General features: G+C 52.7%; 15 protein-coding genes. 3 read left to right on the top strand and 12 right to left on the bottom strand.

The genetic code is table 11. From position 1 onward, the window contains the following. Positions 1-101: 101 nt before the first annotated feature. The 6 genes from Q8L25_RS30855 to Q8L25_RS30880 form a co-directional block, all read right to left on the bottom strand. Positions 102-686, bottom strand: coding sequence for an SIS domain-containing protein (locus tag Q8L25_RS30855; protein WP_100429648.1), 585 nt, complete (start codon positions 684-686; stop codon positions 102-104). A gap of 128 nt (positions 687-814) precedes the next feature. Further along, positions 815-1,243, bottom strand: coding sequence for an MgtC/SapB family protein (locus Q8L25_RS30860; RefSeq protein WP_100429649.1), 429 nt, complete (start codon positions 1,241-1,243; stop codon positions 815-817). Between the two features lie 408 nt (positions 1,244-1,651). Next, positions 1,652-2,314, bottom strand: a complete 663-nt coding sequence (locus Q8L25_RS30865) for a response regulator transcription factor (RefSeq protein ID WP_100429714.1) — start codon at positions 2,312-2,314, stop codon at positions 1,652-1,654. Between the two features lie 508 nt (positions 2,315-2,822). Beyond that, positions 2,823-6,008, bottom strand: coding sequence for a CusA/CzcA family heavy metal efflux RND transporter (locus Q8L25_RS30870; RefSeq protein ID WP_100429650.1), 3,186 nt, complete (start codon positions 6,006-6,008; stop codon positions 2,823-2,825). A 14-nt stretch (positions 6,009-6,022) separates the two neighbouring features. Then, on the bottom strand, positions 6,023-7,543 hold the full coding sequence (locus tag Q8L25_RS30875) for an efflux RND transporter periplasmic adaptor subunit (protein ID WP_100429651.1): 1,521 nt from the start codon (positions 7,541-7,543) through the stop codon (positions 6,023-6,025). Further along, positions 7,540-8,865 carry a TolC family protein gene (locus Q8L25_RS30880; RefSeq protein ID WP_100429652.1) on the bottom strand — a complete coding sequence of 442 codons (1,326 nt, stop codon included), beginning with the start codon at positions 8,863-8,865 and terminating at the stop codon, positions 7,540-7,542. Before Q8L25_RS30880 ends, Q8L25_RS30875 begins: the two co-directional genes overlap by 4 nt. A gap of 557 nt (positions 8,866-9,422) precedes the next feature. On the opposite strand from Q8L25_RS30880, the gene Q8L25_RS30885 reads away from it, so the two are divergent. The 3 genes from Q8L25_RS30885 (at position 9,423) to Q8L25_RS30895 (ending at position 13,109) form a co-directional block, all read left to right on the top strand. Continuing rightward, a protein-coding gene (locus tag Q8L25_RS30885) for an IS3 family transposase (RefSeq protein ID WP_100429696.1) occupies positions 9,423-10,675 on the top strand; the annotation gives its coding sequence in 2 pieces (ribosomal slippage) (positions 9,423-9,702 and positions 9,702-10,675; 1,254 coding nt in all). Between the two features lie 338 nt (positions 10,676-11,013). Next, on the top strand, positions 11,014-11,685 hold the full coding sequence (locus Q8L25_RS30890; protein WP_071080232.1) for a heavy metal response regulator transcription factor: 672 nt from the start codon (positions 11,014-11,016) through the stop codon (positions 11,683-11,685). Beyond that, entirely contained in the window at positions 11,682-13,109 is a 1,428-nt protein-coding gene (locus tag Q8L25_RS30895; protein ID WP_100429697.1) for a heavy metal sensor histidine kinase, read from the top strand. The genes Q8L25_RS30890 and Q8L25_RS30895 overlap by 4 nt, the downstream gene beginning before the upstream one ends. A gap of 42 nt (positions 13,110-13,151) precedes the next feature. Here the strand turns inward: Q8L25_RS30895 and Q8L25_RS30900 are convergent, their stop codons facing one another. The 6 genes from Q8L25_RS30900 to Q8L25_RS30925 all read right to left on the bottom strand — a co-directional run bounded on the left by Q8L25_RS30900 (position 13,152) and on the right by Q8L25_RS30925 (position 17,446). Continuing rightward, positions 13,152-13,637, bottom strand: a complete 486-nt coding sequence (locus Q8L25_RS30900; protein WP_070289033.1) for an arsinothricin resistance N-acetyltransferase ArsN1 family B — start codon at positions 13,635-13,637, stop codon at positions 13,152-13,154. Positions 13,638-13,740: 103 nt separating this feature from the next. Then, positions 13,741-14,394, bottom strand: coding sequence for an NADPH-dependent FMN reductase (locus Q8L25_RS30905; protein ID WP_070289061.1), 654 nt, complete (start codon positions 14,392-14,394; stop codon positions 13,741-13,743). 83 nt (positions 14,395-14,477) lie between these two features. Continuing rightward, entirely contained in the window at positions 14,478-15,221 is a 744-nt protein-coding gene (arsH, locus tag Q8L25_RS30910; RefSeq protein WP_070289034.1) for an arsenical resistance protein ArsH, read from the bottom strand. Continuing rightward, complete coding sequence (arsC, locus tag Q8L25_RS30915) at positions 15,214-15,645, bottom strand: arsenate reductase (glutaredoxin) (protein WP_070289036.1); 432 nt, start codon at positions 15,643-15,645, stop codon at positions 15,214-15,216. Before arsC ends, arsH begins: the two co-directional genes overlap by 8 nt. Positions 15,646-15,659: 14 nt before the next feature. Next, complete coding sequence (locus tag Q8L25_RS30920; protein WP_100429698.1) at positions 15,660-16,943, bottom strand: arsenic transporter; 1,284 nt, start codon at positions 16,941-16,943, stop codon at positions 15,660-15,662. After that, complete coding sequence (locus Q8L25_RS30925; protein WP_100429699.1) at positions 16,937-17,446, bottom strand: arsenate reductase ArsC; 510 nt, start codon at positions 17,444-17,446, stop codon at positions 16,937-16,939. The genes Q8L25_RS30920 and Q8L25_RS30925 overlap by 7 nt, the downstream gene beginning before the upstream one ends. Positions 17,447-17,468: the final 22 nt, after the last annotated feature.

A 17,468-nucleotide genomic window follows, 5' to 3' on the forward strand; every position in this document is an offset into this window, starting at 1 on the left:
ACGATGGGAAGTAAAAAAACAGTACAAACCAAAGACAAGTTTTATCTCATCAGGTAAAAATTCTCTGCATTCCAGTGAGACCGGATTTTCACATAAATGTACTAGTAGTTTTCAGGAAAGCGCGAACGCTCTACCAATTCGATCAGTATGTGAATAATTTTAATATGCATCTCTTGCACGCGGTCTGCATATTGGCCAGCTGGTGCACAAATACAAACATCGCATAGTGGCTCAAATTCCGAACCCGCCTTGCCTGTCAATCCAATTACCTTCATTCCGAGATTGCGCGCGCTGGTAACAGCCATAATGATCGACGGACTTTTCCCGCTCGTACTAATGGCTAACAACACATCGCCTTTACGACCATGCGCTTCCAGATAGCGAGAAAATACCTGGTCATATCCGAAATCGTTTGCAACACACGACATATGGCTTGGGTCACTGATCGCTGTTGCTGGCAGACCAGATCGATCATTACGGAAACGCCCAGTAAACTCTTCTGCAAAATGCATCGCGTCGCACATGGACCCTCCGTTACCACATGTGAATATCCTTCCTTCACCATTAAAGGCAGCCAGCAAGACATTTGCTGCACGCTCTACCCGCTGCAGCCCAGCTTCGTCGGCTAGAAATGTATCGAGGGCCTGCTTAGCATCGGTCAAACTTGCTTTGATGTGTTCCAACATAGTTTACTCCGAAATATATTTTAAAATATCTTCCTATTGATAATAATTTTAAATTTCATTAATTTTAACAAATAATTATACATAAAACTTCAAAAGAAATATTCGTAATGATGGGCATTCATGATCATTCATGTATTTAATTTTCTGAGACGTAGTGTCAAAAAAGTTACAAAACTCAATACCACGGCGATATCGTACAAAGCAAATCCCACTGCAGCGCCAATTGCGCCAGTCACCCACACTGTCGATGCCGTGGTATTTCCGCGCATCTCGCTGCTACTCTTGAAGATAGTACCGGTACCAATAAATCCGATCCCCACGATCAAACCGTATAGAACCTGCGCTAACTGTGGTGAATTTTCACCGAACGCACCGATTCCAATTAAAATAAAACCGCAGCTGGCCATTGCAACTATAGGAAATGTCCGCAAACCTGCGCCACCATTTGTTGCTGACTCTCTGTCCCAGCCAATTGGCAATGCCAAAGCATAGGCGATCAACATATCAATAATGTGAGAAGCGACTTCAATCCAGCTCATTGCTTGAAAGCGAAGCATCAAAATATAACCTTCCTCTAATTTATTAAAATTTGGGAATTCACAATGGTTTTAATGGCGTCGCCGTTTTCGCTTGCGTGGATGTCGAATCGGTAGAAGAATTTCTTTCTTTACCAACTTTCTTCTACGACTCGACAGCCGCATCCATAACACGAATCCCATGAGCAGCAAGAATGTCAGAACGGATGTACCCAAAACTGTCCAAGTGACGTCCAGATGAAAATCAGGCATCTCTGTCAGATTGCGGGCTCCCACGCTTTCAAGTGGTTTGTTTTCTACTATCGGAGAATTTTTAATCGCATCATTCATTTCAAATCTCAATTAATATGTGAGATGTATATTAAAATTAATATGGCTTTTTAATTTTTATATTTTGTATTTAGAACGCAGTCAACGCCAAATGAATTTTCAGCACGGATTAGCCATTAAATATCCTTGGCCATAGGCGGTAGTAATAATGCCCGCACCCAGTTTGCGTCGGACCTGACAAATATGCACGGCTAGCGTATTGCTTTCAATCGTAGCCGCTCCGTCATACATCATTGCTTCCAGATGCTCATGTCCAACAACATGTCCCTTTCCCTGCATAAGGGTCAGCAGGATCCGGTATTCGTGATCGCTAAGCCGGACTGGCTTACCAGCACGCGTTACACTACGCTTTACGACGTCAATTTCAATATCGCCCCAAGTTATTAAAGGCACCATACGGCCCTCACTTCTTCGGGTTACTGCGCGTACACGCGCCCACAGCTCATCAAATTCAAATGGTTTCAGCAAATAATCGTCTGCACCAGCATCAATCCAGGTTATACGCTCACTCACCTTACAGGATTCGGCTGTTATGAGTACTGGTGTCACATCATATTGTGCACGCATATTTCGAAGGAGGTTCAACCCGAATTTCGAAGATAGATCATTATCGATTAGGACAATAGAGTAACTCGTCTCAAGCAAGGCCAATCTTGCTGCGATAAGGTCTTTTACATGATTGATATTCCAGCCATTTTTCAAGGCGCTATCAAATACCTTGTCGGCAAATGAGATATCACTTCCCAGCAATAATATACGCATGACTCCCCCCATCTTTACCAAAAAATTATTTTATTTGATTGTGAAATATTTTATTTCTATAAAATATTTGTGATTAACCAATTTAAATCCGGCAACCAATAGGACACAGAATCAAAAAAAACAAAAATCAACAATAAAACGAGTGCCAATATCAACAATTTTTCACCGATATATTTTATAAATTCTCTTTCATTTTCCATTGGTACACCAACTCTTTCCCTATACATCATATCAATGCATAATTAAATCGTAATATTTTTTGAAAAAATTCAATTACTGACAACCTTCTGATCGCGCGAACCAAGAAGAAATTCTAAAAATGTTAATTAAAAATTTTCATTTTTAATAAAATAAATAATAATTACATTAAGTATTATCGAAATCATACTTTTCTACTGTGCCTATGGCGGTGTTGTGATTTCTGACCACGTCTATGTCGCTCTTTTTCCGCCCAAGCGATGCCATGCTTGGGCGGTTTGTTATCAGTTGTCGTTAATCAATATGAGGATCAAGCAGGAAGTTGATCTTTTTCCTGGGCAGTACCGGATTCAGCATCCTCATCCTTGCCATGTGCTAAGCGATAAAGCAGCGGAAGGACCAGTAGCGTTAGCAGCGTCGATGAAATAATTCCCCCGATAACGACTGTCGCAAGTGGCTGTTGTACTTCCGCACCTGTGCCGGTCGCAATCGCCATCGGAATAAATCCCAGCGATGCCACTAATGCAGTCATCAAGACTGGTCGCAAACGAGTCAGCGCACCCGTCGTGATTGCCTGATCTAAGGACATGCCCTCATCGCGAAGTGTCCGGATAAAGGAGATCATCACTAAACCGTTCAGCACGGCCACACCAGACAAGGCGATAAAACCGACTGCAGCGGAAATCGAGAGCGGAATATCGCGCAGCCAAAGCGCCAGAATGCCGCCTGTCAGCGCAAACGGAATGCCTGTGAACACAATCAAGCCGTCCTTGGCGTTATTGAACATCACGAATAGCAAGGTAAACACGAGGAATAATGCGAGTGGCACGACCAGTTGCAGTCGCTGGGTTGCTGACTGCAGTTGTTCAAAAGTCCCGCCCCAGATCATCCAGTAACCAGGTGGTATTTTGACTTCCTTCTGAATCAGTTTTTCCGCTTCGGGAACGAAGGTACCAATATCGCGCCCACGCACATTCGCGCTCACCACGATGCGTCGCTTGCCATCCTCCCGGCTGATCTGATTAGGACCTGGTGCAAAATCGAGGGTGGCTACTTCGGAGAGAGGTATGAAACTAACTTCCCCGGCCGCACCGTTCGTTCCCGAAGAACGTGCCAAAGGAATAGGCAGGCGCTTGAGTGCCTCCAAGTCAGTTCTCAGATCTTCCGGAAGCCGCACGATGATGTCGAAACGGCGGTCACCCTCAAACACGGTGCCGGCATTTCTTCCGCCTGTAGCAATCGCCAACGCTTCTTGAACCGCGCCGACATTGAGGCCATAGCGAGCAGTCTTCTCCCGATCGATATTGACAGTGAGCATTGGCAGGCCTGAAGTCTGTTCGGTCTTGACCTCCGCCGCGCCGGGGATGCGAGAAAGTACACCAGCGATCTGCGCCGCTGTCGCATTCAGAACGTCCATATCGTCGCCAAATATCTTGACGGCGACATCGCTACGCACCCCAGAAATGAGTTCATTGAAGCGCAACTGAATGGGCTGTGAGAACTCATAACTGTTGCCGGCGTAAGTGGCTGCCTCCGCTTGTACGGCCGCTAGTACTTGCGCGCGGGTTTTTTTCGGACTCGGCCAGTCTTTTTCAGGCTTAAGCATCACATAGCCGTCTGAAATATTCGGCGGCATCGGGTCAGAAGCAATTTCCGCAGTACCTGTACGCGCGAAGACCCGCTCAATTTCCGGAAACTTGGCCTTCAGACCAGCTTCGAGCTGTTTCTGCATTTCGATCGACTGGGTCAGGCTAGTCCCGGGGATGCGCAACGACTGAATCGCAAAATCGCCTTCGTTCAGATTGGGAATGAACTCGCTCCCCATCCGACTTGCGACAGCACCCGACAGTACGATAAGCACGACTGCAGAGGTTACCACGATAGCTTTATTGAGCAACGCCTTGGCCAGCAAAGGCGTGTATAAGCGCTTGGCGAACTCCATTACGCGATTTTCTTTTTCAGCAACATTCTTGCCGATAAACAGTGCGATAGCGGCCGGGATGAAAGTGAGCGACAGAATCATCGCGCCGACAAGTGCCGCGACAACGGTAAATGCCATTGGATGGAACATTTTTCCTTCCACACCGGTCAGGGCGAAGATAGGAATATAGACGATCATGATGATGAGCTGACCGAACAACAATGGGCGACGTGCCTCTTTTGCCGCAGCAAATACCTCATGAAAACGTTCCGCGCGAGTCAATGTGCGTTGATGATGCGCTTGCGCATGAGCCAGACGGCGTACGCAGTTTTCTACAATGACAACGGCTCCGTCGACGATGATGCCGAAGTCAAGGGCGCCGAGACTCATCAGGTTCGCGCTGACCTTATAAGTTACCATCCCCGTGAACGTAAACAGCATGGCCAGCGGAATGACCATCGCGGTGATCAGAGCAGCTCGTATGTTACCAAGGAATAGGAACAGTACGACGATGACCAGTACCGCGCCTTCCATCAGATTTTTCTTAACGGTATTGATTGCCTTGTCAACCAGCACGGTCCTGTCATAAACAGTGACGGCTTTGACACCAGCGGGCAAAGTGCGGTTAATCTCCGCCATTTTTTTGTCTACCGCTTGCGAGACGATCCGACTGTTTTGTCCAATCAGCATGAAGACAGTACCCAACACAACCTCGCGGCCGTTATCGGTCGCCGCACCGGTACGCAGTTCACGCCCGAGTTCGACTTCGGCCACATCACGAATGCGAATCGGTACCCCTTGAACGGTATTGAGAATAATATTTCTCATATCCTCCAGCGACTTTACCTGGCCAGGAGCGCGGATCAGAAACTGTTCACCACGTTTTTCAATATAACCGGCACCGACATTGTTGTTGTTCGCGTCCAGCGCAGTGACGATGTCCTGAAACGTCAGGCCATACGATGACAGCTTTGTCGGGTTCGGTGTAACGTGATATTCCTTTGCAAAGCCACCTATGGAGTTGATTTCCGTAACCCCAGTCACGTTGCGCAATTGCGGCTTGATGATCCAGTCCTGGATTTCACGCAGATCCGTCGGCGTGTAAGGCTGGCCATCGGCCTTCTTTGCGTTCGGCTCACTCTCAACTGTCCAGAGATAAATTTCGCCCAAACCCGTTGAAATTGGACCGAGTACCGGAGAAACGCCTTCAGGCAGGCGTTCTTTCGCTTCCTGCAATCGTTGGTTGACCAGTTGCCTGGCGAAGTAAATATCCGTTCCATCTTTAAAGATGACGGTAATCTGCGACAAGCCATAACGCGACAATGAGCGCGTCTGCTCCAGACTTGGCAAGCCGGCCATCACTGTTTCGATCGGAAAAGTAACACGTTGTTCAACTTCCAGCGGCGAATATCCTGGTGCTGAGGTATTAATCTGAACCTGGACATTGGTAATATCGGGTACGGCATCAATTGGCAGCTTTTGGTAGCTGAAGATACCAATACCCATCATGGCAATAACACCGAGTATCACCAACCATCGATGCTCGATGGAAAAGCGGATTATGCGTTCAAACATTTGATTTCTCCGGCTTAATGTGCATGTTCGGCGCTGTCTTTGCCCTGCTCCGCCTTGAGGACGAAGCTACCTTTTGCCGCATACGTAGTACCAGCAGCAAGACCCTTTACGATCTCGGTGTATTTCCCATCGCTGCGGCCGGTCTCCACTGGCTGAGCGAAAAAGCCGCCATCGATGCGGATATACACGGCTGGACTACCTTCGACCGTCTGGATTGCATCGCTGGCCACCGCAACAGGTACTTCGCGCTCATCGGAGGTCATGTCGACATTGACGAACAGGCCCGGGCGCCAGGCCAGTTTCGGGTTGGCCAGGGTGACTCGGGCTTTAGCCGTGCGTGTCTGTTCTCCAAGCAGCGAACCGACATAGGAAACGACACCAGATGCCTCGGAATCCATCGTGGTTGCCTTGACGAGTGCTTTCGTACCAACGCGCACAGTGCCGAGATCCTTGGCGGGAACGATGATTTCTGCCCATACCGTTGACAGATCCGCAATCGTGAATACGTTCACATCGGCGGCCACAGATTCGCCTAAAGTAATGTGCTTTTCGATGATTGCACCATCGAATGGCGCACGCAGTTCAAAGCGGTTCAATGCACCGGAACTAGCACCAGAGGCACCAATGGCGGCGATTTTTTGAGAAGCGTTCTGAGCAGCTATTTCCGCTTCGCGCAGCCCCTGCTGGGCTTGCAAATAATCCTGCTCTGCGGAAATTTTGTCTTCCCACAATTTTTTCTCACGGTCGTAGGTCAATTTCGCCATCGCCAGGCGCTTTTGCGCACCAAGCGATTCGCTGCGCATTTCAGACAAAACGGTGCTGGCGATGATTGCTAGAACTTGTCCTTTCTTTACCTGCTGACCAAGGTCGACGGCCACACTTTCAACTACACCTTGCAAACGGGGCACGATGTGTGCAGTACGGTCTTCGTTGAAGCGCACTTCGCCAGCTAGTTGAAAGGCACTATTAATACTCGCCGTACCGGATTTTGCTACCATCACCCCAGCAGTCTTGATTTGAGCATCAGTCAACTCAATTTTGCCTTCCTCGCTTTGCAACTTGATCGGGATCGTGACGCCGCCCTTACGGACAGTAATGAGAGCATCAAAAATATGCGGTTCGGCAATGCTCTCTTTGGCCAGCAAACTATCTTTGTCGACTGCGAATTCAAAGTTCATCACCTGGCCGTCAGCGCGTTTGATTTGCTCGGTCGCAGTGGCGGTAGTCGGCGCGACGGGTTTGCCATTTTCGTAGAGCCATAAGCGATGGCGAGCTTCTCCCTTCTCTTCTGCAAGGATGACTTCAACGGTAGTCGCCCCTTGGACAAACAATTTTCCGCCATGGCTGCCTTTGCCGGCGCCTCCTCCAACGCCTTTCTCTTTTTCATCTGCCTTGGCGGTAGTTTCAGTGTCCGTCCCTTCCGGGGCGCCGCCGGATTTACCAGTAAATAAAATGGCGGCCAACAGCACAGCGCCGATTGCTACGATCGCCATCATCGCGCGCAGCGATTTCTTTTCAATGTTCGGTGTTTTCATTTTGTTTCCTGATATGAGATCGCAGGTGCAATCAAAGTGCCATTCGATTCAACGCGTCCGATAATGCGATCGATGTCGGCGGCGGAGCGATGTGATTCAGCGAGCGCGCGTACATATTGAGTTTTTGCCTGGAAAAGTGTGCGCTGTGCATCAAGGACATCCAGGAAGCTAAATTTTCCGAGTTCAAACCCTTTTGAAGCTGCCTCATATGCACTCAGCGCTCCTGGCAGAATGTCGGTCCGCAAAATTGTCAATTCGGACTGCGCAACACTGAGGCGTGCAGTTGCCTCAGCAACTTCCGCTGACAATCTGTTCTCTACTGCCTTCAGCTCATCTCTGGCTTTGTCTGCTCGGCGCAAGGCTGCGAGGACGTTGCCTTGATTACGATCGAAAAGTGGCAACGGAATCGATAGCCCCAAGATGGTGCGACGCGGCCCGACTTGACCAAGTTGTTCGTCACGCTGGGTTCCAACGATCAGATTTACATCAGGAATCCTGCGGCTGCGTTCTACCTTAGTCAACGCCTCTTGGCGATCAACTTCCAGACGTGCCCGGAGAGTCTGTGGGGCTGTCGGAAGGCGATTATTCAATTCATTAGAGGTAGGGACAGCCTGTGCTGGCATTTCAAGTGCGACAACGGAATCAAACTGGGGTGTCTGGCTTCCCCAAGTTGCAGCGAGACGCCGTTTGGACAGCGTCAGATCATTGGCAGCCTGATTGAGTTCAATCTTGCTGCTTGCTTCCGCCACACGAGCCCGGGTTTGCTCTACCGGAGACACCTTGCCTGCCATCACACGCCGCGCCGCTGCATCGCTGACGCGCTGCGCAAGTTGCTGTGATGCAAGCGCAAGTTGATAGCCCTCTTGAGCCGCTACGACGTCGAAAAAAGCAGTCACGACGTCAGCGCGCAACGAGGTACGGTACCCGGCCAGATCGGCAGAGGCAATATCTCCTCCGAGGCTCGCTGCCGCCATGCGGGCAGCACGTTTGCCACCCAGCTCCAACGGTTGACTGAATTGTATAGTTCGTGTCCTCTGTTCTTTTTTAAGACCCTCCGAAACAAAGGAAAGCTCAGGGTTAGGTCGGGTACCCGCCTGGATCAATTCGCCAGCGGCGATATCAATATCACGCATGGCTGTCCGGAGCCCAGGGTTGCCCTCAAAGGCGAGTTTGATTGCTTCTGCCAATGTCAATGCAGAAGCGCCTTTATGAGCAGCCGCTGGGGCTGCCGTTGCAACTGACGGTACTTCCGTCTGTGCAGCCGCTTGCAGCGGAAATGCGAGTACGATCGCAAGCACAAGCGGCAAAAATGATGGTCGCATAGAATTCTCCAAAAAATAAAATGGGAAGAATCCGGCGACGACACGCTCACCTGTAGTGGTGATCTACAAATACGAAGATGTATATGAGTCTATGTCGCCGGACTAGGCGGCAACATGCCACTGAGGGCGCTCAGGTAAGTCAGGATAGGGAGGGGGTAGTGCTCGAACTAATAACGGCGGGGAATGAATTGCCGTCAACGGCTCCTCGAAATTGGAAGCCCAAGTGATCATGCCTACCAAGCCATGCGAGCACGATGGGCAGTCAAGATGAACAGCCGATTTCTTTGAACTGGAAGAGGAAGAACCACAACAAGTATCTTTGGATGTTTTGTGTTCGTGCTGGTGATGCCCAAAATGCAAACTTGCTTTACCGGTCTCATGCAAGCAATATGCGCTCGCAATTCCCCAACTCATCTGGAGAGCGAAAGCGACAGCAAGAATATAGAGGAAGCGTTTGAGCATGACTGATTATAACTGGATATTACTTGGGATGTGTATAGTGGATCCCGAATCTGAGACGATGGTTTAAGCTGTGGTCCGTGAAAGGATGACAGCAAATGAGTGAAGGTAAAAAACGTCGGGTACACACGGCCGAGTTTAAGGCCAAGGTCGGTCTGGAGGCCGTTCGCGGCGTCAAGACGGTGACGGAGATCGCGCAAGAGTTCGGCGTGCATCCGGTGCTGGTGGGCCAGTGGAAAAAGGAAATCCTGGAGAACGCCGGCGCGCTGTTCGACACCAAGCGCGGCCCCAAGCCGATCGATGAAAGCAGTCCCGAGGACAAACTATACGGCGAGATCGGTCGGCTGAAGATGGAAGTGGACTGGCTTAAAAAAAAGCTGGGGCCGTGAGCCAGGAGGCGCGCTTGGGCTGGATCGAAGCCGGGCACGAGAAGCTGCCGCTGACGCGCCAATGCGAGCTGGCAAGCGTGCCGCGCGCGACGGTGTACCGCCGGATCGACGCGGCATCCCGGCAGGCATGCGAGGACGAGAGCGACCTGAAGCTGAGCGCGCTGATTGACGAGGAATACACCAGTCGGCCTTTTTATGGCAGCAGGCGCATGGTCGTGTTCCTGCGCGCGACGGGCCATGTAGTCAACCGCAAGCGCGTGCAGCGTCTGATGCGCGGCATGGGGCTGGCGGGCATGGCGCCGGGGCCGAATACGAGCCGAGCGCATCCGCAGCACAAGGTCTATCCGTACCTGTTGCGCGGTGTGCCCGTGACGCGTCCTAATCACGTATGGTCGACCGATATCACCTACATCCGGTTGGCGCGGGGCTTCGCGTATTTGGTGGCGATCATCGACTGGTACAGCCGCAAGTTGCTGTCCTGGCGCCTCAGCAACAGCATGGACGCGTCGTTCTGCGTGGACTGCCTGGAGGACGCCTTGCGCCAGCATGGCAAGCCGGAGTTGTTCAACAGCGATCAGGGTTCGCAGTTCACCAGCACGGCCTTCACCGACGTGCTCAAGCGCGAAGGCGTCGCCATCAGCATGGACGGGCGCGGTCGGGCGCTGGACAACATCTTCGTCGAGCGGCTGTGGCGCAACGTGAAGTACGAGGATGTGTATCTGAAAGGATACGCCAATATGGCGGAATTGACGGTGGGCCTGGCGCAGTATTTCGCGTTCTATAACGCTGAGCGGCCGCACCAATCGCTGAGCTACCAGACGCCCGACCAAGTCTACCGCGACGGGGTTGGCGGCGGTGCGCTGATCGTCGACCGGTTTGGTGACGACAAGAAGAAGTCACAGGAAGAGAGCAATACGGGTCAGCGCCGAGCAGCTGGAGCAGTGGAAACGGGCACAGCTTAAATTAGTCGGGAAAGTGTCTTGACTGATGGATCCACTTTACTGCGAATGGGTGGGATCTGAGAACGCTGATGGAGCATGTGGGCTGGAAAAATGCCCAGTCCGCCATGCGCTACATCGATCGGGAAGATCCCTTTAACCAGCGCCGCATCGAACAAAACCTGTATCCTCTTTATAGCAAGTAATTAAACAGCTGCAGGTGGACCTTTAATTCTGACAAGATTGTAATCCTGGCGTTAGACGATTGTCATCTTTCCAAGGTAGACTGAAGACAGAGACCGATGGCGATCTTCACCATCCGCATAACGTGGACACAGCAGTTGAACTAGTGGAAAAGTGACATGCGATTATTAGTGGTTGAGGACGAGCAAAAGGCGGGCGAATATATTCAGAAAGGTCTGAGTGAGTCTGGTTTTGTTGTTGACTTGGCGAGAACTGGGCCCGACGGACTTCACGCTGCCACTACTGCCCATTACGACCTGATCGTGCTTGACGTCATGCTTCCGGGCTTAGACGGTTGGCAAATCATCGCTGAGTTGCGCAAAACGGTTGATACGCCGGTGCTATTTCTTACCGCACGGGATGGGCTCGATGACCGCATCAAAGGTCTGGAGCTTGGTGCGGATGATTACTTAGTTAAGCCATTCGCTTTCGTTGAGTTGCTTGTTCGTATTCGAACGTTGTTGCGCCGAGGGCCGATCAGAGAAGCTGATATTTTTCAGATTGCCGATCTGGAACTAGACATTCCCAAGCGAAGAGTCATACGGGCTGGGGTTCGGATTGATTTGACTGCGAAAGAATTTGCACTTTTGCATCTGCTATCCAAGCGGGTCGGACAGGTTTTGTCCCGGCCGTTAATTGCATCGCAAGTCTGGGACATGAATTTTGATAGCGACACGAACGTGGTGGATGTCGCGGTACGCCGTCTACGGGCAAAAATTGACGACCCCTTCGAAGTCAAACTGATCCATACGATTCGGAGTATGGGCTATGTATTAGAAGATAGACAATGAAGGCCAAGAACTGGTCTCTCACCACGCAGCTGGGGGCGCTCTTCGCCTGCATCTCGGTAATTGTATTTTCGGCCTTAGGCATCTATCTCTATCAAGCTCTCGCGGTGCAGCTCCAAGCACGGGATGATGCAGACCTTGTCGACCGTATTGTGTTCATCAGACATATGCTTGAGGAGACACCGAGTGTAGAGTCGATTCGTGTGGATCCGCACCGTTTTTTAGATGCTGTCGATTTGCATGGCGGCTTTTTGCTCGTTATGCAGGCACAAGACGGTGAAGAATTAACCCGCAATACCCGTGACCGTTCATTCATGCATGCCAGCGGGGCTGTGCCGGTAGAGACGATGCCAGAGCCATCTCACGTACGTGCTGCACTAGGGCATAGCGAACCCAACCTAAGAGTTATTGCTGCGCTGGGTACCGTTGGTTCGACAGGTTCCGTGGTGAAAATCACGCTCGCCAGAAGCGAAGAGAGCCGCGCAGCTGTTCTATCTGCATACAAGTTAAAAGTGCTTGCATCGGGCTTCTTTGGTGCGGTGCTAACAGCCCTACTGGGGTTTCTACTAGTACGTCGCGCGTTGCACAAAGTAAAGCTCATCGCGCAGCAAGCTCAGCAAGTCAGTGCGCACAATTTGGAAGTGCGCTTGCATGCAAAATCAGCACCGAAGGAAATCCAGATACTGGCTGATTCGTTCAATGAGGTGCTTGACCGCCTGCAAAATAGCTTTAATAACCTTTCCCAGTTTGCAGATGACTTGGCACACGATTTGCGTACGCCTCTCAACAATCTGATGGTTCAAACAGAAGTTGCCCTGTCTCAGCCCAGATCATCCGATGAATATCAAAACCTGCTTTCATCTAACTACGAGGAGTTTGGCCGTCTAGCTAGAATGGTGGAAAGCATATTATTTTTGGCGCGGGCTGACCATGACCAAGTTTCGCTAGCAACTGAGCAGCTTGATATGGATGTTGAGCTGACGCGAATCGCCGAGTATTTTGAAGGGCCGGCATCCGACGCAGGGATATCATTCATCGTCATCGCCTCAGGTAAAGTGCTTGCTGATGGGCACCTGCTTCGCCGCGCGGTGAGTAACCTTGTATCGAACGCTCTTCGGTACACGCCGAAGGGCGAAATTATCTTGCTCAAGGCGATAGAGGACGACGACGGGGCCGTAGTTTCTGTTTCCAATCCTGGCCCAGGCATCGCGCAGGAACACCTGTCGCGGTTGTTTGACCGGTTCTACCGTTCCGATAAATCGAGGGCCAGTACGTCAGCCTCCGCTGGATTGGGTCTTTCAATCGTCAAATCCATCATGGCGCTTCACCATGGCCGAGCCAGTGTCACGAGTGAGCTTGATGGAGTTACCCAATTCACGCTATTTTTTCCTGGCACGACAGCATCGAACGAAACAGTTAAGCGCTGAAAATGGATTTTTGAGGACAGAAATCTTGTGCTCAGCGGTTAACTAAGCAAGCTGCAGCTCCCAGTATCCGACATCAATCCACTGATCAAATTTACAGCCAACCCGCTTGAACATGGCCACCTTCTCAAATCCTAGGCGCTCGTGCAAAGCAACGCTAGATTCATTGGGCTGCGCAATGCCACCAATGACCACTTGCAGTTGGCGGTGCCGGAGCTCCTCGATCAGGGTACTGTAAAGCTGTCGACCGATGCCCTGACCGACTCCATCGTGCGCCACGTACACCGTTGACTCGACCGAAAAACGATAGGCGCTCCGGGCACGCCAGGGCGTTGCGTAGGCGTAACCTAGTATTTGACCATCGCGTTCAAAGACGTACCACGGCAACTGCGCACCCACAGAAGCGATGCGCTGGGCCATCTCATCGATGGCGACCATCTGCTCTTCAAACGTGATGGTGGAGCTGCTGACGTAATGGTTGTATATCGTGGCGATCGCAGCAGCATCGGCGGTAGTGGCAAGTCGAATCATCAGCGGGATCCAAATAGACGTGAAATGGCAGGAAGGAGCACGGCCGCAAACTACGCACGGCACCCTAAAGTATCATTCTAGCAATAATCCATCCTATGTGGCTTCACGGCGCATTGCGTTGAGTAGGATCGCGCAGAAAAGCTGGTGAAGGCCCTGTGCCTCCCGAGCGGGCCCGCTCCCGTCCTGCGGCCTCTGCCCACCAGATCAACTGGGAAAAGGTGCGTTCGATATAGGAAACCCAACGCGTACTGTCGACTTCAGGTGCAAAGCTGCCATCGGCAGCAAAAACAGTATGTGCTGTCGGAATATGGATCATGGCCGACACCGGCAAACAGCCCAGCTCGGACAGAAAAGCGCGCATACCCACCGCCGCCCGCACACCACCCCACTGGCCCGCCGAATAAGTGACGATGGCGCTGGGCTTGAAGGCAAACAAAGAACTGCCAAAGTGGTTCAGTAAATGCATCAGTGCCGGACTCATTGAATGATTGTATTCAGAACTGACCATCACATACCCATCGGCGCTGGCAATCTCACTGGCCAGTTGCTCCAACGGCAAGGGCGCGCGCCCCTGCGCATAGGAAAAGTGTGGCTTGAACACGTCACCTAGCTCGTAATCGAGCGGATCGATGAGCACCACATTGTGGCCATCATGGCGGCACTGCGCCACGATGGCCTTGGCGACCCGTTCGCCCACGCGCGCAGGCAGGGGCGGTGTGCTGGTGCGAATAGAACCGAGAAACACCAGAATTTTCATCTTCATCTTACCCTTTCCAGCCAAAACCTCGGCTAGGTCATCGTGCAGTGAAAACCCGGCGAACGGGCCAACATGAAAACAGCCTATTTGCTTGGCGTCTCGTGATTCATGGCCGCTTCGGCGAGGGCGCGTACTTCGGCCGGCATGGATTCCTTGCGCTCGCTATAGCGGCTGGTCAGGTAATCCGAGCGATCGCGCACCACCAGGGTGAATTTATACAATTCCTCCATGACGTCGACCAGGCGGTCGTAATATGGCGACGGCTTCATGCGGTCGTTTTCGTCGAACTCCTGGTATGCCTTGGCAACGGACGACTGGTTCGGAATGGTCACCATGCGCATCCAGCGGCCCAGCACGCGCAAGCCGTTGACGGCGTTGAACGATTGCGAGCCGCCCGACACTTGCATCACCGCAAGGGTCCGCCCCTGCGTCGGACGCACGCTGCCCATTTCCAGCGGCAGCCAGTCAATTTGTGACTTGAACACACCTGTCACAGCGCCATGGCGTTCCGGACTGCACCAAACCTGGCCTTCCGACCAGAGCGACAGCTCGCGCAGCTCCTGCACCTTGGGATGGTCAGGGCTGACGCTGTCGACCATGGGCAAGCCATGCGGGTCGAAAACCCGCGTCTCGGCGCCAAAATTCTGCAGCAGCCGCTCCGCCTCCAGAGTCAGCAAGCGGCTGAACGAGCGTTCACGTAGCGAGCCGTACAGCAAGAGCATGCGCGGCGGATGCGTTGCCACCGTCGCTGGCATAAGTTTATCAACCGTCGGCGTATCGAGGTGCGCAGCACTGATATTGGGCAAGTCCTTGACTGGCTTATACATGGGGCACCACCCGCTTTCCTTGCGCATCGATGACCGCCTCGCCGTCTTCTTTGGCAAACGTGCCCAGTTGCGGCAAGGGCAGAACGTCAAGCACCAACTCCGATGGGCGGCATAGGCGCACGCCAAGCGGCGTGACCACGAACGGACGATTGATAAGGATGGGATGGGCCAGCATGGCGTCCAACAGTGCCTCGTCGCTGATTTGGGCCTGGTCGAGACCCAGTTCCAGGTACGGCGTACCTTTCTGGCGAATGGCCTCGCGCACGCTCAAGCCAGCACGGGCAATCAAATCGACCAGGGTCTCGCGCATTGGCGGTTGCTGCAGGTATTCGATGACCTGCGGCTCAGTGCCAGTATTGCGGATTAACGCCAGGGTGTTGCGCGAAGTGCCACAGGCCGGGTTGTGATAAATAGTGATATCCATAATAAATCCTTTCCTTAATAACTGAGGCGCAGTGCCAGCGCCGCCAGGGTCACCAGCAACACAGGCAAGGTGAGGACGATGCCGACGCGGAAGTAATAACCCCAGGAGATGTGAATCTTCTTACTGTCGAGGACATGCAGCCACAACAGGGTCGCCAGGCTGCCGATAGGGGTAATTTTCGGCCCCAGGTCACTGCCAATGACATTGGCATAAATCATCGCCTCGCGCACGGCGCCCTGCGCTGAGGTAGGATCGATCGACAAGGCCCCGATTAGCACCGTCGGCATATTGTTCATGATCGAGGACAGGACGGCCGTCAGCACGCCTGTGCCCATGGCCGCGCCCCATACGCCATATTGGGCAAAGTAATTGAGTACGCCAGTCAGGTAGCCGGTCAGGCCCGCGTTGCGCAGGCCATATACGACCAGATACATGCCCAGAGAAAAAACAACGATCTGCCATGGTGCATTGCGAATGACTTCGCGCGTGGGTATCACATGGCCTTTAGCGGCGACAGCCAGCAACAGAGCGGCGCCAACGGCGGCCACGGCACTGATCGGCACGCCCAGGCTCTCAAGCCAGAAAAAGCCGATCAGCAGCAGCGCCAGGACCAGCCAGCCGGCCTTGAAGGTCGCCATGTCGCGGATCGCGGCGCCGGGGCGTTTGAGCTGGGAGACGTCATAGTCTTGCGGGATGTCCTTGCGGAAAAACCACATCAGTGCAAGCAGGGTCGCTATCACTGCCACCGCGTTGACCGGCACCATCACGGCCGCATACTCGGCAAAGCCGATCTTGAAATAGTCGGCCGAAACGATATTGACCAGGTTCGACACCACCAGCGGCAGGCTGGCCGTGTCGGCGATAAAGCCGGCCGCCATCACGAAGGCCAACGTAGCTTTGGCTGAAAACTTCAGTTCGAGCAACATGGCGATCACGATAGGCGTCAGTATCAGCGCCGCACCATCGTTGGCAAACAACGCAGCGACAGCGGCGCCCAGCAGGACCAGCAAGACAAACAACTTGCGGCCGCTACCACCTCCCCAGCGTGCCACGTGCAGCGCGGCCCACTCGAAGAAACCGGCCTTGTCGAGCAGCAGGCTGATGATGATGACGGCGATAAACGTGCCGGTTGCATTCCAGACGATGTGCCAGACGACGGGCATGTCCGACAACTGGATGACACCAGCCAGCAGCGCGACGCCAGCGCCGATGGCCGCGCTCCAGCCAATACCCAAGCCACGCGGCTGCCAGATAACCAGTACCAGAGTCGCCAAGAAAATCAGGAAAGCAGTCAACATACGAGCGCCTCCTTGGGGGCAGCCGGGGCAAAGACACTAGAAATGTTGTCGAGTTCAGCTTTCAGGCGTACAGGGTCATGCTGCAGCTGCTCTAGCGGCAAGGCGAAGAAAGCCTCGATGCGTGCGCGCAGAATGCCATACGTCACCCGGAAAGCAGCGTCCTTTTCTGCGTCCGTCCCCGTGACATGGCCGGGATCGTCTACACCCCAGTGGCTACGAAGCACTGGGCCCAGGTAGGCCGGGCACGTCTCGCCAGCGGCGCTGGCACACACGGTGATGACGATATCGGGCACGGAAGGCAGAGCGTCCCAGGACTTGCTGTAATACCCCAGGGTCGATATCTGCTCGTTGGCCAGCAACGCCAGTGCTCCTGGGTGCAGCGCCCCGGCCGGATGACTGCCTGCGCTCAGCGCATGCCAGCCTGCCGGCGCCAGATGATTGAAAGTCGCTTCTGCCAGGATGGATCGGCAAGAGTTGCCGGTACACAAAAAAAGAACGTTCATGAAATTATCGCAAAATAGTGAA

This window comes from Janthinobacterium sp. J1-1, from assembly GCF_030944405.1.
Lineage (GTDB): Bacteria > Pseudomonadota > Gammaproteobacteria > Burkholderiales > Burkholderiaceae_D > Janthinobacterium.